We start from the raw sequence: 19,588 nt of genomic DNA, 5'->3' as shown, positions 1-19,588 counted from the left end.
TGACCGGGCGTTTACGGTTATGCCGCCACGTAACTTACGGAATGTTCGAGCGACTGGCTGTGGCTGTCGATCAGCACATCCCAGGTGCCGGTGTAAGGCACCGTCAGCCAGGCCTTATCGTCCTGGACGGTAAGGATATCTGCCTGCGATTGCTTCTGTCCTTTTGTACTCATCAGATGGATGCGGCAACGCTCTGAGCAACGCACCACTACCGTATCCCCGCCAAACAGTTTCAGACTCGTTTTAACTCGTGCCATTTTATACCCCGTCGTTTTTGCCCATCCCGAGCGTGATGTTGTTCACAATTTACTCATTGCATAACACCAAAGGGGCAGGGGTGGGATGCTGATTTCGATCAAAAAATGGCGCAACGATTAAACAAAAATGACAAAATCCCTGAAACCTTTCAGCGGACGCGCGTTTACCCTGCTTAACGCGCGCCCGGGAAAAATTATATGCGGAAATGGCCAGCGGTCTCAGCAAGGTCGCCTGCCTGGCTTTGCAGCGCGCTGGCCGCCGCAGCAGACTGTACAACAAGTTCGGCGTTCTGCTGCACCATGCGATCCAGGTGAGTCACCGCGTGGTTAATCTCATGGATCCCTTTCATCTGCTCGCGGGTGGCAATGGATATTTCACGCATAATGCCTGACACGCTCCCGACGCTGGCGCGGATCTCATCCATGCTGTCGCCCGCAAGGTGCACAAACCGGGAGCCGGTTGCAACGCTTTCGGTGGTGGAATCAATAAGGGATTTGATCTCCTTCGCCGCCTGAGCACTGCGGCTGGCCAGGTTACGTACTTCCCCCGCAACGACCGCGAACCCACGGCCTTGCTCCCCGGCACGCGCCGCTTCCACCGAGGCGTTAAGCGCCAGAATATTGGTCTGGAAGGCGATGCCGTCAATGACGCTGGTGATATCGCCGATTTTCGCGGAAGCCAGTTCGATGGACTGCATGGTGCTGATGGCCTGAGCGACGACGTCGCCGCCGCGGGATGCGGCGGCAGAGGCCTTGCTCGCCTGTTCGTTCGCTTCTGCTGCCGACTCGTTTGACTGCGTAACGGAGGCCGTGATCTCTTCCACGGCGCTGGCGGTTTCGCGAAGGCTTGATGCCGCCTGCTCGGTACGCCCGGAAAGATCCTGATTACCTGCCGCAATCTCATGCGCTGCGTTTTTCACTGAGGCGCTGGCATCACGCAGCTGGACCATCACCACAGAAAGCTTATCGCTGAAGGCGTTAAACGCCTGCGCAATTTGCGCCACTTCATCGCCCCCCTTATCCGGCAGACGCTGCGACAGATCGTTAGTACCGTTGGCAATGCTGTTCATCGCGTCACGGATACCGGACAGCCGCTTAAGCAGGCGGGCAATCAGGAGGTGCATGAGGGCTCCGCTCAGCAGGGCGAGGATCGCCAGAGACAATGCAGATGCTTTTAGCAATGACCGCATCCCGGCGGTGGCATCGCCGTTATCGAGCGCCACAACCAGCAGCCAGTGCGTCCCCGGTACGGCGGTGGCCAGGAACGTTTTTTCGCGTCCGTTAAACGTTCCGTCAACCAGGTTGCCGCTTTTCAGGATGGCAAAATCGGTCCCTTTGATCGTCTCCGTAAAAGGCTTAAGCGTCAGCGCAGGATCGCTGCCGGCAATAACGGTGCCGTTGCTGTCCAGAAGCAGTCCGCTGCTGGCCGGGGTCGGGTGAATACCGCGCACGTTAGCTACCACGCTGTCCATCGCCACATCGCCCGCCACCACCGCTTTCAGGGCGCCTTGCTCTTTAACCGGTACCGCGAACGTCACCACCAGTTTCCCGGTGCCCGCGTCCACATAGGGTGCAGTCACTACCGGGCCATCAGCGCTGACGACCTGCTGATACCACGGGCGAAGGGTGGGATCGTAATCAGCGGGTACCCCGGTTGGGTCAGAAAATTTAGCCGTTTTGCTGGCATAACCCACGTAGACGTTGGTGAATCCACCCGCCAGCGCAAGCTGTTTAAACACCGGAACCGGATCGTCGCTGAGCGCGACTGGTTGCGCCGAGGTGATGACGGTCATTTTGCTGTTCACCCAGTCGGCAATCGCCATGTTGTGGCTGGCGCTGGTGCTGGTCAGAATATCGCGCTGCGACTGCTGATTATCCTGGCGCGTGACCTGAAAGTTAATAATGGTATTAAGAAGAAGGGCGACGACCAGACAGCCTGTCGTCGCGGCAATGATGCGGGCGCGAATGGATCTGAACATAAGTGTAATACCTGCTGTGTTGTTTCCATGCCTATCGGCAACGGTGCAGGTAAACTTGATGCTGAAACCGCGTCCATAAGAAAATAATATTTTTAGCGGGTTATTATTAAAAAGTTAATACTTTATCGGCGGAAAGCGTCCATTCAGCCAGCTCCACCAGCGTACCAATTTCCACGCCATCAATCAGCGGCAGCCCCGTAATGCCGCGCCCGTCGGTACAGGTTTTGCACAGTTTGACCGCAACGTTTTGCGCGGTCAGGATCTCCAGCATTTGTTGAATGTTGTAGCCCTCTGCGGGTTTCTGCCCCTTCAGCCCGGCCGTGACGGCATCGGACATCAAAAAGAGGCGCAGCTCCAGCTCACTCTCCTTATCGCGCAGCGCGATTGCCAGGCGCAGGCTGTTAAAAAGGGATTCACTGCCGTAGGCCGCACCGTTGGCGACGATCACAATCTTCTGCATGTTGACTCCTGTTCTTTGAAAAGGCACGAATATTGCTTCTCGTACCGAAGAATACGTATCGGGGAGAGAAACGATGACGATAGTGGCTGGCAGTTCCCCTGGCGCAACCGAATGGTTCCAGCGTGCGAGAATGTTGCGCGAGGAACAGCTCGGCAGACTGGCGCAGCTGGGCGCACTGGTGAACGGCATCAGTCGACTGGTGCATATGCTACAGTGCGAGCGCGGTGCGTCAAATGTCTGGCTCTGCTCGCAGGGCAAATTGTACGCGCCTGAATGCAAGGCCAGCAGGGCCCTGGTGGATGAAAACCTCGCCGCATTGCACCTTCAGTTTAACGAACCGCTGCCGGGCAGCGCCCTGTGCGAACGTATTGCCAGCGCACTGCACGGCCTTGAGACGCTAACGGCGCTGCGTGATGGCGTTACAGGCCAATGCGTCACCGCGCCGGAAGCGATGGAACACTACAGCCGCATACTGCGTCATTTGCTCAGTATCGTACCTCAACTCAGCGACAGCATTGACGATCCGCACATCGCGGGCCGATTTGTGGCCCTTTACAGCCTGATGCAGGGCAAAGAACTTGTGGGACAAGAGCGGGCGCTGGGGGCTATTGGTTTCACCCAGGGATTCTTTGACGATGAAACCCGCCAGCGGCTGGTGGATCGCATTGATGGCCAGCAGGCCTGCTTTGAGGTTTTTATCTCCCATTGCACTCCAGACGTGCAGGAGACGTTTATCCTCAACTGCCAGCCGGGTCTGGAGACTGAAAAGCTCAGGCGTGAAGCGTGCACCCGCCAGCCTCCGGCAGATAACGGCGATACCGCCCTCAAATGGTTTGCCCTGCAAACCGCGCGCCTTGAGCACCTGCGCACGCTGGAGGAGGTGGCAATTGCCGATCTGATGACGGCAGTTGAGGAGCGCCGCTATAGCGAAAACCTGCACGTAGACGATGAGCACGACGATATCCTGGCGCGATTTCCTGACAGACCGCTGCTGCCGCTGGTGCGCCAGCAGGCGCGTGAAATTGAGCAACTCTCCCGTCAGCTTGCTTCTCTGCGCGACACGCTGGAGGAGCGTAAGACCATTGACAAAGCCAAAAGCGTGCTGATGACGCACCAGAACATGAGCGAGGAGCAGGCGTGGACCGCCCTGCGCAAAATGGCGATGGATAAAAACCAACGCATGGTGGATATCGCCCGTGCGCTGCTGACGGTGAAAAATCTGTGGAAGATACCCCCTGGGGAGTAGTTGCACAGTCAGTGGGCATTTTATGCCTGATTGAGGTGCGTAATACAGCGCTCTTCTTGCAGAAACCCCGTAACGCCGGGGATGAAAAGCTGGCATTACCTTTGCATTAACAGATTAACCATTTTCGACGATGCGCCAACGGCGGTGCATGCGTCTTCAGGATAAAGGCGTCCAGCGGTGCTTCAGCACCGTCGGGCGCTTTTTTTTGCCTTTTTTCAGGAGCAATTATGGCGGATTTGTCGAGACGGCGGTTATTGCAGGCCAGCATGCTGGCGAGTGGTGCGATGCTGTTGCCGGGTGTCATGCAGGCCGCATGGGCGGCGGGGTCAGATAAGCCGGAGCAGGATACCGTGCGTATCGGGTTTATCCCCCTGACCGACTGCGCGCCCGTGGTTATCGCGGCCCTGAAGGGGTTCGATAAAAAACACGGCATTACTATTGTGCCGACCAAAGAGGCGAGCTGGGCGGCGGTGCGCGACAAGCTGGTGGCGGGCGAACTGGACGCCGCGCACATTCTTTACGGCCTGCTGTACGGTCTGGAGCTGGGTATCGCGGGCAAGCCGCAGCAGATGGCGAACCTGATGACCCTCAACCAGAACGGTCAGGCCATTACGCTCTCCAGCGATCTGGCGGAGAAGGGCGTACGTGACCTCGACGGGCTGAAAAAGCTGATTGCGCAGCAGGCGCCGGGAACCTACACCTTCGCGCATACCTTCCCGACGGGAACGCACGCCATGTGGCTCTACTACTGGCTGGCCAGCGCGGGGATTAACCCGTTTGACGACGTGCGCACCGTGGTGGTGCCGCCGCCGCAGATGGTGATGAACATGCGCATTGGCAACATGGTCGGGTTTTGCGTCGGCGAGCCGTGGAACGCGCGGGCGATTAACGACCGAATCGGGTTTACCGCCGCCACGTCGCAGTCCATCTGGGCCGATCACCCGGAAAAGATCCTCGGCACCCGACGCGACTGGGTGGCGAAAAATCCGCACACCGCACGGGCGCTGGTGAGCGCCGTGATGGAAGCCGCGCGCTGGATCGAGGCGTCAGCGGAAAACAAACGCGAAACCGCGCAGATCCTCTCGCGCCGCGCCTGGCTCAACTGCAAGGAACAGTATCTCACCGGACGTATGCTGGGCGAGTACGACAACGGGGTCGGTCAGCGCTGGCAGGATGCGCACCCGATCCGTTTCTTCAACGAGGGTGCCGTGAGCTACCCGTATCTCTCCGACGGCATGTGGTTCTTAACCCAGTTCCGCCGCTGGGGCTTGCTCAACGCCGCGCCAGATTACGCGGGCATTGCACAGCGCATTAACCAGACCGCGGTCTGGCAGGATGCCGCGACTGCCGTGGGCGGCATGTCCACACCGTCATCACCGTATCGCAGCAGCACCCTGATGGACGGCACCGTCTGGAACGGCACCGATCCGGAAGGGTACGCCAACCGCTTCGCCATTCACCGTAAAGGGGCCTGAGTATGCAGCATCTGCAAAATACAAAACCACAAGAGACGTCAGAGAGCGGGGAAGTGATTGTCCTGCCTCCGCTACAGGTTCGCCGTCGTACGCCAGCGTTTACGCGTCGGATGAATGATTTTTTACAGCGCGTCATCCCGGCGCTGCTCGGTCTCGGCCTGCTGGTGGTGCTCTGGCAGCTGGCGGCGATAAACAGTAAAGGCTTTCCGACGCCGCTCAGCACGCTCGATTCGGCCATGACCCTGTTTGCCGATCCGTTTTATCGCGACGGGCCAAACGATATGGGCATTGGCTGGAACGTGCTGGCGTCGTTGCAGCGCGTCGCCATCGGCTTCGGTCTGGCGGCGCTGGCGGGCATTCCGCTGGGCTTTTTGATTGGCCGCTTCACCTTTTTCTCGCGCATGTTCAACCCGCTGATCGCGCTCCTGCGTCCGGTCAGCCCGCTGGCCTGGCTGCCTATCGGCCTGCTGCTGTTCCAGAAAGCGGAGCCTGCATCGAGCTGGACCATTTTTATCTGCTCCATCTGGCCGATGGTGATCAACACCGCTGAAGGGGTACGCCGTATTCCGCAGGACTACCTCAACGTGGCCCGGGTGTTGCAACTCTCAGAGTGGACCATCATGCGCCGCATTCTTTTCCCCGCCGTGCTGCCTGCGGTGCTCACCGGGGTACGTCTTTCCATTGGCATTGCCTGGCTGGTGATTGTCGCCGCCGAGATGCTCACCGGAGGTTTAGGCATTGGATTCTGGATCTGGAATGAGTGGAACAACCTCAACGTCGAAAACATTCTCATCGCCATCGTCATCATTGGCGTGGTCGGGTTGCTGCTGGAGCAGGGGCTGATGCTGATCGCCCGTCGCTTTAGCTGGCAGGAAAAATAAGGAGTGAAGATGAAACCGTTAATTCAGGTCCAGGCCGTGAGCCAGCGTTTTTCCACCGCCAGCGGCGAGTTTCTGGCGCTGCAAAACGTCTCTTTTGATATCCACGAGGGCGAAACCGTCAGTCTGATTGGTCACTCCGGCTGCGGCAAGTCGACGCTGTTAAACCTGATCGCCGGGATCACGCTGCCGACGGAAGGCGGGCTGATTTGCGACAACCGCGAAATCGCCGGGCCGGGGCCCGAGCGCGCGGTGGTGTTCCAGAACCATTCGCTGCTGCCGTGGCTGACCTGCTTCGACAACGTGGCGCTGGCGGTGGATCAGGTCTTCCGTCACACCATGAGTAAGGCCGAGCGCAAAGCGTGGATTGAGCACAACCTCGACCGGGTGCAGATGGGCCACGCGCTGCATAAGCGCCCCGGGGAGATCTCCGGCGGTATGAAGCAGCGCGTCGGGATTGCCCGGGCGCTGGCAATGAAGCCGAAAGTGCTGCTGATGGATGAGCCGTTTGGCGCGCTCGATGCGCTGACGCGTGCCCATCTTCAGGACTCGGTGATGCAGATCCAGCAGGCGTTGAACACCACCATCGTGCTCATCACCCACGACGTGGACGAGGCGGTACTGCTCTCTGACCGCGTACTGATGATGACCAACGGCCCGGCGGCCACCGTGGGTGAGATCCTGCGCGTCGATCTGCCGCGCCCGCGCAACAGGGTGCAGCTGGCGGATGACAGCCGCTATCACCACATGCGCCAGCAGATCCTCCATTTCCTCTACGAAAAACAGCCGAAAGCGGCGTAATGAGGGGGCACGATGCGACTGGTCATTATCGGTAATGGTATGGCGGCAACCCGGCTGATTGCGTCGCTCACCGGGCGTGTTCCCGGTCGTTTCGCTGTCACCGTCATCGGTGACGAGCCTGAGCAGGCGTACAACCGCATCCAGCTTTCACCGGTGCTGGGTGGCGAAAAGCAGGCGGAGCACATCTGTCTGCACGATGAAGACTGGTACACGGCACGAGGCGTGACGGTGCTGCGAGGAGAAAAGGCGCTCGCAGTAGACGTCAACGCGCGTGAAGTGCATACCTCTGCTCGCACGCTGGGCTGGGATGCGCTGGTGTTTGCCACCGGGTCTACCCCTGTAGTGCCGCCGATCCGCGGCGGCGATGCACCGCATGTGTTCACCTTTCGCACCCTGGCAGAGACCCGCGCCATCCAGAATATCTCCGGGCCGGCGGTAGTGCTGGGCGGCGGCGTACTCGGCGTGGAGGCAGCGGCAGCGCTGGCGCGAAAAGGTGACAACGTCACGCTTATCCATCGCGGCACGTGGCTGATGGAACAGCAGCTGGATCAGCAGGCGGGACTGCTGCTTGACGAGGCGCTGGCGAAGCGGGGCGTACGCTGTGAACTCGCCTCCGGCATCACGGCCATCGCTGACGATGCCGTGACGTTGCTCGACGGACGCCGCATCGCCGCCACGCGCGTGGTGCTGGCTACGGGTGTACAGCCCAACGTCGCGCTGGCAAAAGCCAGCGGCATTCGCTGCGCGCGCGGCATCGTGGTGGATCAGCAGATGCAAACCTCCGTGCCGGATATCTACGCCATCGGCGAGTGCTGCGAAATTGACGGCCAGACGTTTGGCCTGGTCGCCCCCTGTCTGGCGCAGGCGGATATTCTTGCCGCGCGGCTGGCCGGGGAGGTCACCGCGCCGTTTACCCTGACCGACAACGGCGTGTGCCTTAAGGTAACCGGCGTGGCGCTGTTCAGCCTCGGACGCGCGTCGGCGCAGGCGGACGATGTGGTCTGGAGTTCATGGGACCCGCTGACCCGTCACTATCGACGTTTACTGATCCATCAGGGGGCGTTGGCTGGCGTGCTGCTGATGGGTGACTGCCGCAGCGCGGCAACCTTTACCGATTTACTGGCAACGGCTGCGCCCGCCCACGCGGACTGGCTGTTCGATCGTTTCACAACGCAACCGCAGGTTGCAGGACAGAACGCTATGACAAAACCTACTCTGGTGGTGGTTGGGCACGGTATGGTCGGCCATCATTTCCTCGAAGACTGCGTTAACCGCAATTTGCATCAGCAGTATCAGATTATTGTTTTTGGCGAAGAGCGCTATGCGGCCTATGACCGCGTGCATCTGTCGGAATATTTTGGCGGACGCAGCGCGGACTCGCTCTCGCTGGTGGCGGGGGAGTTCTTTGCCGATAACGGCATTGAGCTGCGCCTCTCGCAGCAGATCGTCGCTATCGATCGTGATGCACACGTAGTGCGTACCGCCAGTGGCCATGAGACTCACTGGGACAAGCTGGTGCTGGCGACCGGCTCGTACCCGTTCGTACCACCCGTTCCGGGCAACGATCTGCCGGGTTGTTTTGTCTACCGCACCCTCGACGATCTGGACAACATTGCGGCCCATGCGGCAGGCTCTCGCCGCGGTGTGGTGATTGGCGGCGGCCTGCTGGGGCTGGAGGCGGCGAATGCGCTTAAGCAGCTCGGGCTGGAAACCCACGTGGTGGAGTTTGCGCCTAACCTGATGGCGGTGCAGCTCGACAGCGACGGCGCGGCAATGCTGCGTAAGAAAATTGAGGCGCTGGGCGTAGGGGTACACATCAGTAAATCGACGACGGAGATTGCCACCGCAGACGACGGGCTGGTGCTGAGCTTTGCCGATGGTGAACAGCTGGAAACGGACATGGTGGTCTTCTCTGCCGGTATTCGGCCGCAGGACGCGCTGGCGCGCAGCAGCGGGCTGGCTGTCGGCGAGCGCGGCGGGATCTGCATTGACGACGGCTGCCGGACCTCCGATCCGGACGTGCTTGCCATCGGTGAATGCGCGCTGTGGGAGGGGAAAATCTTTGGCCTGGTGGCACCGGGCTACCAGATGGCGCGCGTGGCCGCCGCTGTGCTGGCGGGTGAGGAGAAGCGCTTCACCGGCGCGGATATGAGTACCAAACTCAAGTTGCTGGGCGTGGATGTGGCGTCGTTTGGCGATGCCCACGGGCGCACGCCGGGCGCGCTGAGCTACCAGTGGACGCACGGGCCGCAGCAAATCTACAAAAAGATTGTGGTCAGCCACGACAGCAAAACTCTGCTGGGTGGCGTGCTGGTGGGCGATGCCAGCGAATACGCCACGCTGGTGCAGATGATGCTCAACGGCATCAGCCTGCCAAAAGAGCCGGAAACGCTGATCTTACCCGTATCGTCAGGCAGCGCGCCGAAAGCGCTGGGCGTGGCGGCGCTGCCGGAAAGCGCGCAGATCTGTTCGTGTCATAACGTCAGCAAAGGGGATATCTGCCAGGCGGTAAGCGCGGGTGCGACGGATATCGGCGCCATTAAGCAGTGCACCAAAGCCGCGACCGGCTGCGGAGGCTGTAGCACGCTGGTGAAGCAGGTGATGGAGTTCCAGCTTGCAGAGCAGGGCGTGGAGGTGAAAAAGGATATCTGCGAACACTTCCCGTACTCGCGTCAGGAGATTTATCACCTGGTGCGCGTCAACCATATCCGCACCTTCGACCAGCTTATCAGCCGCTACGGTCAGGGACACGGGTGCGAGATCTGTAAGCCGCTGGTGGGATCGGTATTGGCTTCCTGCTGGAACGAGTATCTGCTGAAACCGGCGCATCTGCCGTTGCAGGACACCAACGACCGCTATTTCGCCAATATTCAGAAGGACGGAACCTACTCCATCGTCCCGCGCATGCCCGCCGGGGAAGTGACGGCTGATGGGCTGATCGCCATCGGCCAGATCGCGAAACGCTATAGCCTTTACAGCAAAATTACCGGCGGGCAGCGTATTGACCTGTTTGGCGCCACGCTCGAGCAGTTGCCGGAAATCTGGCAGGCGCTGGTGGAGGCCGGGTTTGAGACCGGACATGCTTACGGGAAATCCCTGCGCACGGTGAAATCCTGCGTCGGGTCGACCTGGTGTCGCTACGGCGTGCAGGATTCCACCGGCCTCGCGGTCAGGCTGGAGCACCGCTACAAGGGCCTGCGCGCGCCGCACAAAATCAAAATGGCGGTCTCCGGCTGTACCCGTGAGTGCGCAGAGGCGCAGAGCAAAGACGTGGGGGTGATTGCCACGGACAAAGGCTGGAACCTCTATCTGTGCGGCAACGGCGGGATGAAGCCGCGCCACGCGGATCTCTTCGCCAGCGATCTGGACGACGAAACGCTGATCCGCACCGTTGACCGTTTCCTGATGTTCTACATTCGCACGGCAGATCGTCTGCAACGCACCAGTACCTGGATGGATAACCTGGAAGGCGGCCTCGACTATCTGCGCGAGGTGATCCTCAACGACAGCCTGGGGATCGCCCACGAGCTGGAGCAGGAGATGGCCCGGGTGGTGGAGACCTACCAGTGCGAATGGCAAACCACCCTTAACGATCCTGACCGCCTGGCGCTGTTCCGCACCGCGGTGAACGTCCCCGCCGCGGAGGAGAACAAGCGCTGGCAGGAAATTTGTAATATCGACGAGATCCCGGAGCAGGCGGGCATTGGCGCGCATCTTGGGCGCAAACCGATTGCGCTGTTCCGCTTTGGCAAAACCGTTTATGCCCTCGACGATCGGGAGCCGGGCAGCCGCGCGAACGTGCTGTCACGCGGCATCCTCGGCGATGCGGCGGGGGAACCGGTGGTGATCTCGCCGCTCTACAAGCAACGTATTCGTCTGCGCGACGGGTGTCAGGCTGAGAGCGGGGCGCCTGCGGTGCGTGCCTGGCCGGTAAAAATTGAAAACGGCAAGGTGTGGGTTGGAAATGAAGAGCTGGTGATGCGCGCGGAGGTCTCATGACGGAAACCCGGACAACGTGCCCTTACTGCGGGGTGGGCTGCGGCGTGGTCGCCAGCGCAGACGGTGAAAAGGTGAGCATTCGGGGGGATGAAACTCATCCGGCGAATTTCGGTCGTCTGTGCGTAAAAGGATCTGCCCTTGGGGAAACCACGGGGCTACAGGGACGCCTGCTGCGCCCGGTTGTCGATGGCCGGGAGGTGGCATGGCCGCAGGCGCTGGGCGAAGCGGGCGAGCGGCTGCGGAACATCATCAACGAATGGGGGCCGCAGGCGGTGGCGTTTTATGCCTCCGGCCAGCTGTTGACCGAGGATTACTATGCCGCCAACAAGCTGATGAAAGGCTTTATCGGGGCGGCGAACATTGATACCAACTCGCGGCTGTGCATGTCATCGGCGGTGGTGGGCTACAAACGCGCCTTCGGTGAGGACGTGGTGCCGTGCAGCTATGAGGACGTGGAAAACAGCGATCTGGTGGTACTCGTTGGCTCGAACGCGGCCTGGACGCATCCGGTGCTGTATCAGCGGCTGGTGCTGGCAAAACACAACAATCCGCAGATGAAAGTGGTCGTGATCGATCCGCGTAAAACCGCCACCTGCGATATCGCCGATCTCCACCTCGCGCTCAGACCCGGCAGCGATGCCGGGCTCTTTGTGGGGTTGCTCAATCTGATTCAGGGGCGCGGCGAGTGGCCGATCCCTCGCGTGGCGGCGTTTTGCGATCTGCCTTCAGACGAGATTGGCACTTTCTACGACTGGTTTGTCACCGCGCCACGCGCGATCACGCTCTACACCATGGGGATCAACCAGTCCTCCAGCGGCAGCGACAAGTGCAACGCCATCATTAACGTGCATCTTGCCAGCGGAAAGTTCAACCGCCCTGGCTGCGGCCCGTTTTCGCTGACCGGACAGCCAAATGCCATGGGCGGGCGGGAAGTGGGGGGACTGGCGAACCAGCTGGCGGCGCACATGAACTTCGAGCCGGACGATCTCTCGCGCGTGGCGCGTTTCTGGGGAACGGAACGGCTGGCGCAGACCCCGGGCCTGATGGCGGTGGAACTGTTTGACGCCATTGCCCGCGGCGAGGTGAAGGCGGTGTGGATCATGGGCACCAACCCTGCCGTGTCACTTCCCGACAGCCACGCGGTGTGCCAGGCGCTGGCGGCCTGCCCGCTGGTCATGGTATCTGAGGTGATGCAGGAGACGGACACCAGCCGGTTTGCCCATATCCGTTTTCCCGCCCTGGGCTGGGGCGAGAAAAACGGCACGGTGACCAATTCAGAACGCCGTATCTCCCGCCAGCGCGCCTTTCTGCCTGCGCCGGGCGAGGCCAGACCGGACTGGTGGATCATCGCCCGGATCGCAGACCAGCTCGGTTATGGCGATGCCTTCGCCTGGGAACACCCTCAGGAGATATTTTGTGAACATGCGGCGCTAACGGCGTTTGAAAATAACGGCGAACGGGCGCTAAACCTGCGCGAACTGGCGTCGCTGTCGCGAGAGGCGTGGGACGAGCTGGCGCCTTATCAGTGGCATGCCGGTGATTTCCCGCAAAGAACGCTTGTTCCGGTTGACCCCTCCCCGCATGGGGCAGGCGTCGACGAATTGTACCCCTTGATACTGAATACCGGGCGGATCCGCGATCAGTGGCACACCATGACGCGCACGGGGTATGTTCCGCGTCTGATGCAGCATATCGATGAGCCTTTTGTTGAGATGAACGCAACCGATGCGGCGCGCGCCGGGCTGACTGACGGCCAGCTGGCGCGGGTAAGCTCCCCGCGCGGAGTGATGGTTGCCAGAGTACGTATCTCCACCGCGCAGCGTGCAGGCGAGCTGTTTGCGCCGATGCACTGGAACGCGCAATTTGCCCGGCAGGGTAAGGTCAATGCGCTGGTGGAAGGGCGGGTTGATGCCGGGTCCGGCCAGCCGGAGAGTAAACAAACCGCGGTGAGGATCATGCCCTGGCTACCCGCCTGGCAGGGTGAACTGTATGCCCGCGAGCTGCCAGCGCTGCCGCCGTCGGTCTGCTGGTGGCGTAAAGCCTCACGTCTGACGGTGGCGGGGGAGCAGCCGTTGCTGTCGTGGATCATGGCGTACGCCAGCGGTCGGGGCTGGCAGTTACAGGTGGCACAGACGGGAGAACGCAGCAGCGTGCTCGCCTGGCATCACGGTGAGCTGATGCTGGGCTACTGGGAGGGCCATACGCTGCCGGCGCTGGCGCATGCGTTTATTGAAGAAGCCTTTGCTGCTGCGCCCGTCCAACTTGCTGAACGCCATGCGCTGCTGCACGGGCAACGGCCGGACGAAGATGCCGATCCCGGGCGAATTATCTGTAGCTGCTTCAGCGTGGGTGAAAATACGATACGTAAGGCAATAGCCGGAGGCTGTGATTCTGCCCCAGCGCTGGGCGTGAAGCTGCGCTGCGGCACGAACTGTGGTTCCTGCGTGCCGGAGCTGAAAGCGCTGTTGGGATAATAGTGTAAGGGCGTCGGGTGGCGGCTTCGCACCGGTACGAATTTGTAGGTCGGGTAAGGCGAAGCCGCCACCCGACAAATCTTTTCAGGATATTCCTGAAATTTCTCTTAAGACTGGTTTTCAGGGCTTATGGCGTTAACATAATAAGTGTTTGTTCATAAACACAGGTTCTGATTGACGACGTTGAAGGCTGTATCGTCCCGCATCCGTTTTTTGCTGTTACTCCCCCTTTTTACGGCTGGAGCCGTTCATGGTGCGCCGAAATCCTTCGTGCAGCAGGCGCAAAATCCGTTTGATAACAACGGCGATAGTCTGCCGGATCTCGGCATGGCGCAACCGACCAGCGAAGGCGAAAAGCATCTGGCTGAAATGGCTAAGGCATTCGGTGAAGCCAGTATGACCGATAACGGCCTGACGGCCGGGCAGCAGGCGCGACAGTTCGCGTTTGGCAAGGTGCGGGATGCCGTGAGCGGGGAAGTCAACGAGCAGATTGAATCCTGGCTTTCACCCTGGGGAAACGCCAACGTCAATGTGCTGGTGGATGACGACGGCAACTTTAACGGCAGCAGCGGAAGCTGGTTTATCCCCTGGAACGACAACACCCGCTATCTGAGCTGGAGCCAGCTTGGGCTGACGCAGCAGACAGACGGGCTGGTGAGTAACGTCGGGGCAGGTCAGCGCTGGGTTGCCGGAAACTGGCTGCTGGGCTACAACACTTTTTACGACAACCTGCTGGAAGACAACCTGCAACGTGCCGGGCTGGGCGCAGAGGCGTGGGGTGAAAACCTGCGCCTGTCGGCCAATTACTACCAGCCGTTCGCTGGCTGGCAGCCGCGTTCCGACATCCGCGAGCAGCGCATGGCGCGCGGATACGACGTAACGGCCAAAGCCTGGCTTCCCTGGTTTCACCACCTGAACACCAGCGTCAGCTTTGAACAGTATTTTGGCGATAACGTCGATCTGTTTAACAGCGGTACGGGGTATCACAACCCGGTTGCGGTCAACCTGGGGCTGAACTATACCCCCGTACCGCTGGTCACCCTGACGGCTGCCCATAAGCAGGGGGAGAGCGGCGTTAGCCAGAATAACCTCGGGCTGAAGCTCAACTATCGTTTTGGCGTGCCGCTGGCGAAACAGCTTTCCGCCGGGGAAGTGGCGGCGACGCGCTCGCTGCGGGGCAGCCGCTATGATTCACCCGATCGCGATAATCTGCCCGTGATGGAATTCCGTCAGCGCAAAACCCTCTCGGTATATCTGGCCACGCCGCCGTGGGATCTTAAGCCAGGCGAAACGGTGATGCTGAAGCTGCAAATTCGCAGCACGCACGGTATCCGGCAGATCCACTGGCTGGGTGATACCCAGGCGCTCAGCCTGACCTCACCGGCAAACGGCAACAGCAGCGATGGCTGGAGTGTGATCATGCCTGCATGGGATGATTCGGAAGGGGCGAAAAATACATGGCGGCTTACGGCCGTGGTGGAAGATAAGGATGGGCAGCGTGTCTCCTCCAATGAGATCACGCTTTCCGTGGTGCAACCGCTCGTCGCAATGCCTGCCGACGATCCACGGTGGAAGTTGCTGCCGGATGAGTAAGTTAAAAAATGCGCTCCTGATGCACCCAGACGGCGGCTTCGACGCGGGATTTTAACTTCATTTTTTTCAGCATGTGTTTGACATGCACTTTGACCGTGCTCTCGGTGATGTCCAGACGGCGGGCGATCATTTTGTTCGGCAGCCCCTGGGCAATCAGCTTCAGAATGTCACGCTCGCGCGGGGTCAACTGGCTGACGTCACGATCAGACGTGGCGCGGTTCGCACGCAGGCTGGCGGCCAGTACCGGCGTTAACGCTTCACTCAGCACCATCTCGCCTGCGGCAGCCTGTTGCAGCGCCTTGAGCAGATCTTCCGGCTCCATATCTTTCAGCAGATAGCCGTCTGCCCCTCGCTTGAGGGCGGTGACCACGTCTTCTTCATGGTTTGAGACGCTGAAGACCACCACCCGGCCAGAGAGGGATTTCTCCCGCAGCTTGTCGAGGGTTTCCAGGCCATTCATGCCCGGCATGTTGAGATCGAGCAAGATCAAATCAGGATCGAGCGATTCGGCAAGTTCAATACCCTGTTCGCCGTTACTGGCTTCCCCGACGACGGTGATATCTGGCGCCATGCTGACAAGCTGTTTAACGCCAGTGCGCAGCATCGGATGATCGTCAATCAACAGGATAGATGCCGGTTCCTGATTAGTCATGGTTTTCTCCTTGAGCAGTTATGAGGGGCTTTTCGGGTATAAAGGTGACCACAACTTCGGTGCCACCTGACTCTCCCCGGCGAACCTGGCAATCACCGCGCAGGCTTTGCGCGCGGTCTCGCATAATAATTAAACCATAGTGGTTCGTTCGTTCGGCATTTTCCGGCACGCCGCGGCCGTTATCCTGAACCCTGAGCTTCACCTGATTATCCTGGCAGCTGACGGTGACCGTGACGGCCGTCGCCTCGGCATGCTTGAGCACGTTGCTCAGGGCTTCGCGGGCAATTTGCAGCAAGTGGATCGCCTGGTGAGAGGGGACAAAACGCGGTGGCAGCTGGTAATCCAGCTTCACCGGGAAGCCCAGCCGGGCGCTAAACTCCTGACAGCTGGATTCCAGCGCAGGGCGCAGCCCCGGCTCGGTGAGCTGCAAACGGAAGGTGGTCAGCAGCTCGCGAAGCTGAATCCACGAGGTGTTAAGCTCGTTGCGGATCTGGCTGAGCAGCTGTTTGCTGCTCTCGGGCATGCCTTCATCCTGCATTTGCAGGCAGCTCACCTGCATCTTCATGCAGGAGAGGGACTGGGCGATGGAGTCGTGCAGCTCGCGGGCGATGGTGGCACGCTCCTCCATCACGATCAGCTGCTGCTGTTTCTCCTGGTGGCGGTCGAGCGCCAGCGTGGCCGTGAGCTGCTCAACAAGCGTATCGACCAGTTGCTGCTGGTCGTGGCTCAGGTGACGTCCGGCGGGCAGGGTGGCCAGCAAAATACCGTACTGGGTATGGCTGTCCATCAGCCGCCACTTGAGGGTCGTGCCGCTGGTGGTAAGCGGCGGCAAGCCGCGCGGGCACAGATGACACCCTTTATCGTCGCAGGAGATATCCGACTGACAGGTAAATTCCTGATGATTTTCCTCATCTTCAACGTCGTAAACCCGTAGCTCAAGATCGTGGAGCAGAGTCAGGTTTTGCAGGCCGTTCAGTACCGGCGAGAGACGTTCGCAAAGCGGGACCTGCATATGCAGGCGACGGTTTGCCTGCCAGAGGAAAGAGAGGATCTCGTTTTTCTGCTCAAGCCCGGCGGTTTTCTCCTGGACGCGTTGTTCCAGTACCGCGTAGCTTTCTGATAGCTCTGCCGACATGGTGTTGAGCGCCTCGCCGAGCATCGCCATTTCGTTGCGCCCGCTGATGTGCGTGCGCTGGGTAAAATCGCGCTGTGTGACGGCGCGGGCCATCGCCAGGAGCTGTTTCCAGGGGTTAAGCAACCGCGCGCGCAGCCAGATAACCGTGAAAATCAGCAGCAAACCCATAAACAGCGCCATTGCGCGGTGAACCATCACCACACGGTCAATGCGTAACTCCGTGGTGCGATCGAACGAGGAGACAAGATGATCGATGCGTGATACAAACCCGGCGACATCCCGGGCGACCGTTTCCCGGTCTTCCGCCCGCTTTAATCCGGGCTCCAGTTGGGTATGCCAGTAGCCCTGAAGCGCCTTAAGCTGAGATTGCTGACCGTCACGGATGGCGGCTCTTTCCAGTTCAGGGCTGAATGCGGTACGCTCCATTTCGTCGATAAGCGGTTGGTCAGCCTGCGTCAGCGGCACCGACGCCAGCAGCCGGTAACTCTGCATACGTAGTGAGCCTGCCTCGTTGATGGCATGCGCGTTACCCTGTACACCCTGTACCAGCCAGCCAGAAATAGCCATGCCGGTCACGCCGATAGCGGTGGACAGCAGAACAATAAGCGCCAGCTGGTTAACCAGCGTCAGCGGAGATAAACATCTTTTTAACATAGAGTTGCCGGGCTCCTGACGTGACCTGATTGCAGGAATGGCGCTATTCTGGTGCATACCCTGGAGTATACCCATACCAATAAAGGATTACCTCTAAATTGCCAGAGGGGTAACGGTTAGTGGGTGGACGAAGCAGGGATGCGTCAGCACCGTGAAAAACCACACCTTTTTTACGTTTTGCATCTACTCATTAAGAGTGATGGCTTTTTTTTCGCCGCAAAACCTCCCACTTTTCCTTTGATTTATATCAACTTACCGCCGCCCTAAAGCCCTAATGTTTGCAGCATCATTCGAGAATCAGAGGTGTCTATGAGTCACTCTTCCGCTCCCGAAAGGGAAACTGGTGCCGTTATTACAGACTGGCGTCCAGAGGATCCGGCGTTCTGGCAACAGCGCGGCCACCGTGTAGCAAGTCGTAATCTGTGGATTTCCGTTCCATGTCTGTTACTGGCGTTTTGCGTCTGGATGTTGTTTAGTGCGGTTGCGGTTAACCTGCCAAAAGTGGGCTTTACCTTTACCACCGATCAGCTGTTTATGTTGACCGCGTTGCCGTCGCTTTCAGGCGCACTGCTGCGCGTTCCTTACGCGTTTATGGTGCCGGTCTTTGGCGGTCGTCGCTGGACGGCTTTCAGTACCGGGATCATGATCGTGCCGTGCGTGTGGCTCGGTTTTGCGGTGCAGGATACCTCCACACCGTTTAGCGTATTCGTGATTATCTCTCTGCTGTGCGGTTTTGCGGGGGCGAACTTTGCGTCCAGTATGGCAAACATCAGCTTCTTCTTCCCGAAAGCGAAGCAGGGTGGTGCGCTGGGCATTAACGGCGGCCTCGGTAATATGGGCGTGAGCGTGATGCAGCTGATTGCCCCGCTGGCGATCTCTGTCTCCATCTTTGCGGCCTTTGGCGGCGGCGGTGTGACGCAGCCCGACGGTTCCGTGCTGTTCCTGCAAAACGCCTCCTGGATTTGGGTACCGTTCCTGGTGGTCTTTACCCTGGCGGCGTGGTTCTTCATGAACGATCTGTCCGCGTCCAAAGCGTCACTGAGCGAGCAGCTGCCGGTGCTGAAGCGTGGCCACCTGTGGGTGATGGCGCTGCTGTATCTGGCGACCTTCGGCTCGTTCATCGGTTTCTCAGCAGGCTTTGCCATGCTGTCTAAAACCCAGTTCCCGGACGTGCAGATCCTTCAGTTTGCCTTCTTCGGTCCGTTTATCGGCGCGCTGGCACGTTCGCTGGGCGGGATGATCTCCGACCGTCTGGGGGGAACGCGCGTTACGCTGGTGAACTTTGTTGTGATGGCCATCTTCTGTGCGCTGCTGTTCCTGACGCTGCCTGCGGGTGGTGAGGGAGGTAACTTCTTTGCCTTCTTCGGCGTATTCATGGTGCTGTTCCTGACCGCCGGGCTGGGCAGTGCGTCTACTTTCCAGATGATCTCTGTCATCTTCCGCAAACTGACCATGGACCGCGTCAAAGCGCAGGGTGGGAGCGACGAGCAGGCAATGCGTGAAGCCGCCACCGATACCGCTGCGGCGCTTGGGTTTATCTCTGCGATTGGCGCGATTGGCGGCTTCTTTATTCCAAAAGCGTTCGGCATCTCACTGGATCTGACCGGCTCTCCGGCGGGTGCGATGAAAATATTCCTCGTCTTCTATATCGCCTGCGTGGTCATCACCTGGCTGGTATATGGCCGTAATACCAAGAAAAACAAGTAAGCTTGATTATCCGTTTGCGCGGCCTGAGTGCCGCGCTTTTTTTAAACACTGAATAGTTACAACATACTATCGACGTTACCCGTGATCACCCGCAGGTAACGCTGTGATCGCCATCGCTTTACAGGTGTGTCTACCCCTTAATACCTAAGATGTTAAATTTTGCCTCGACTATTGTACGATAAATAAAATATATCTATATAAATCATAAAGTTAAAAAATATTAACGGCTACCGCTTTGGTGGTATTTGATCTAATACCCCCCTTCAGAGACCCCCTTC

13 protein-coding genes are annotated in these 19,588 nt (G+C 59.4%); 8 read left to right on the top strand and 5 right to left on the bottom strand.

Annotated elements, in window-relative coordinates; genetic code table 11:
* Positions 1-17: 17 nt before the first annotated feature.
* The 3 genes from ACQG0T_RS12805 to ACQG0T_RS12795 all read right to left on the bottom strand — a co-directional run bounded on the left by ACQG0T_RS12805 (position 18) and on the right by ACQG0T_RS12795 (position 2,696).
* Complete coding sequence (locus ACQG0T_RS12805) at positions 18-257, bottom strand: hypothetical protein (protein ID WP_015570352.1); 240 nt, start codon at positions 255-257, stop codon at positions 18-20.
* A 194-nt stretch (positions 258-451) separates the two neighbouring features.
* Positions 452-2,236 carry a methyl-accepting chemotaxis protein gene (locus ACQG0T_RS12800; protein WP_047062506.1) on the bottom strand — a complete coding sequence of 595 codons (1,785 nt, stop codon included), beginning with the start codon at positions 2,234-2,236 and terminating at the stop codon, positions 452-454.
* Positions 2,237-2,342: 106 nt separating this feature from the next.
* Entirely contained in the window at positions 2,343-2,696 is a 354-nt protein-coding gene (locus tag ACQG0T_RS12795) for a DsrE/DsrF/TusD sulfur relay family protein (RefSeq protein ID WP_017384253.1), read from the bottom strand.
* A gap of 73 nt (positions 2,697-2,769) precedes the next feature.
* On the opposite strand from ACQG0T_RS12795, the gene nasR reads away from it, so the two are divergent.
* The 7 genes from nasR (at position 2,770) to ACQG0T_RS12760 (ending at position 15,162) form a co-directional block, all read left to right on the top strand.
* Positions 2,770-3,942 (top strand): nitrate regulatory protein NasR, encoded by a 1,173-nt coding sequence (gene nasR, locus ACQG0T_RS12790; RefSeq protein WP_039270595.1) that lies wholly within the window; start codon positions 2,770-2,772, stop codon positions 3,940-3,942.
* Positions 3,943-4,169: 227 nt separating this feature from the next.
* Positions 4,170-5,417: a CmpA/NrtA family ABC transporter substrate-binding protein gene (locus ACQG0T_RS12785; RefSeq protein WP_023296759.1), complete on the top strand. Its 1,248-nt coding sequence runs from the start codon at positions 4,170-4,172 to the stop codon at positions 5,415-5,417.
* Between the two features lie 2 nt (positions 5,418-5,419).
* On the top strand, positions 5,420-6,298 hold the full coding sequence (gene ntrB, locus ACQG0T_RS12780) for a nitrate ABC transporter permease (protein WP_047062507.1): 879 nt from the start codon (positions 5,420-5,422) through the stop codon (positions 6,296-6,298).
* A 9-nt stretch (positions 6,299-6,307) separates the two neighbouring features.
* The gene (locus ACQG0T_RS12775) at positions 6,308-7,096 is read left to right on the top strand and encodes an ABC transporter ATP-binding protein (RefSeq protein ID WP_015570359.1); all 789 of its coding nucleotides are present in this window, start codon (positions 6,308-6,310) and stop codon (positions 7,094-7,096) included.
* 12 nt (positions 7,097-7,108) lie between these two features.
* Positions 7,109-11,095 carry a nitrite reductase large subunit NirB gene (gene nirB, locus ACQG0T_RS12770; protein WP_426723794.1) on the top strand — a complete coding sequence of 1,329 codons (3,987 nt, stop codon included), beginning with the start codon at positions 7,109-7,111 and terminating at the stop codon, positions 11,093-11,095.
* Entirely contained in the window at positions 11,092-13,569 is a 2,478-nt protein-coding gene (locus tag ACQG0T_RS12765; RefSeq protein ID WP_023296757.1) for a nitrate reductase, read from the top strand. The genes nirB and ACQG0T_RS12765 overlap by 4 nt, the downstream gene beginning before the upstream one ends.
* Positions 13,570-13,743: 174 nt before the next feature.
* The gene (locus tag ACQG0T_RS12760; RefSeq protein WP_017384247.1) at positions 13,744-15,162 is read left to right on the top strand and encodes a YchO/YchP family invasin; all 1,419 of its coding nucleotides are present in this window, start codon (positions 13,744-13,746) and stop codon (positions 15,160-15,162) included.
* Position 15,163: 1 nt separating this feature from the next.
* Here the strand turns inward: ACQG0T_RS12760 and narL are convergent, their stop codons facing one another.
* Together narL and narX are read right to left on the bottom strand one after the other, a co-directional pair.
* Complete coding sequence (gene narL, locus ACQG0T_RS12755) at positions 15,164-15,814, bottom strand: two-component system response regulator NarL (RefSeq protein ID WP_003856701.1); 651 nt, start codon at positions 15,812-15,814, stop codon at positions 15,164-15,166.
* Positions 15,807-17,603 (bottom strand): nitrate/nitrite two-component system sensor histidine kinase NarX, encoded by a 1,797-nt coding sequence (gene narX, locus ACQG0T_RS12750; protein WP_023296756.1) that lies wholly within the window; start codon positions 17,601-17,603, stop codon positions 15,807-15,809. The genes narL and narX overlap by 8 nt, the downstream gene beginning before the upstream one ends.
* 309 nt (positions 17,604-17,912) lie before the next feature.
* On the opposite strand from narX, the gene ACQG0T_RS12745 reads away from it, so the two are divergent.
* Positions 17,913-19,310: a NarK family nitrate/nitrite MFS transporter gene (locus tag ACQG0T_RS12745; RefSeq protein ID WP_017693303.1), complete on the top strand. Its 1,398-nt coding sequence runs from the start codon at positions 17,913-17,915 to the stop codon at positions 19,308-19,310.
* Positions 19,311-19,588 lie beyond the last annotated feature (278 nt).

Origin of the sequence: Enterobacter cloacae complex sp. 302F9, from assembly GCF_050030335.1 — a bacterium.
Taxonomy (GTDB): domain Bacteria; phylum Pseudomonadota; class Gammaproteobacteria; order Enterobacterales; family Enterobacteriaceae; genus Enterobacter; species Enterobacter hormaechei_C.
This window is presented reverse-complemented; position numbering and strand designations above follow the sequence as displayed.

Coding starts and splice junctions, on each gene's coding strand:
- nirB (WP_426723794.1), top strand. CDS start 7,109: ATGCGACTGGTCATTATCGGTAATGGTATGGCGGCAACCCGGCTGATT.
- ntrB (WP_047062507.1), top strand. CDS start 5,420: ATGCAGCATCTGCAAAATACAAAACCACAAGAGACGTCAGAGAGCGGG.
- ACQG0T_RS12775 (WP_015570359.1), top strand. CDS start 6,308: ATGAAACCGTTAATTCAGGTCCAGGCCGTGAGCCAGCGTTTTTCCACC.
- nasR (WP_039270595.1), top strand. CDS start 2,770: ATGACGATAGTGGCTGGCAGTTCCCCTGGCGCAACCGAATGGTTCCAG.
- ACQG0T_RS12800 (WP_047062506.1), bottom strand. CDS start 2,236: ATGTTCAGATCCATTCGCGCCCGCATCATTGCCGCGACGACAGGCTGT.
- ACQG0T_RS12745 (WP_017693303.1), top strand. CDS start 17,913: ATGAGTCACTCTTCCGCTCCCGAAAGGGAAACTGGTGCCGTTATTACA.
- ACQG0T_RS12785 (WP_023296759.1), top strand. CDS start 4,170: ATGGCGGATTTGTCGAGACGGCGGTTATTGCAGGCCAGCATGCTGGCG.
- ACQG0T_RS12765 (WP_023296757.1), top strand. CDS start 11,092: ATGACGGAAACCCGGACAACGTGCCCTTACTGCGGGGTGGGCTGCGGC.
- ACQG0T_RS12805 (WP_015570352.1), bottom strand. CDS start 257: ATGGCACGAGTTAAAACGAGTCTGAAACTGTTTGGCGGGGATACGGTA.
- narL (WP_003856701.1), bottom strand. CDS start 15,814: ATGACTAATCAGGAACCGGCATCTATCCTGTTGATTGACGATCATCCG.
- narX (WP_023296756.1), bottom strand. CDS start 17,603: ATGTTAAAAAGATGTTTATCTCCGCTGACGCTGGTTAACCAGCTGGCG.
- ACQG0T_RS12795 (WP_017384253.1), bottom strand. CDS start 2,696: ATGCAGAAGATTGTGATCGTCGCCAACGGTGCGGCCTACGGCAGTGAA.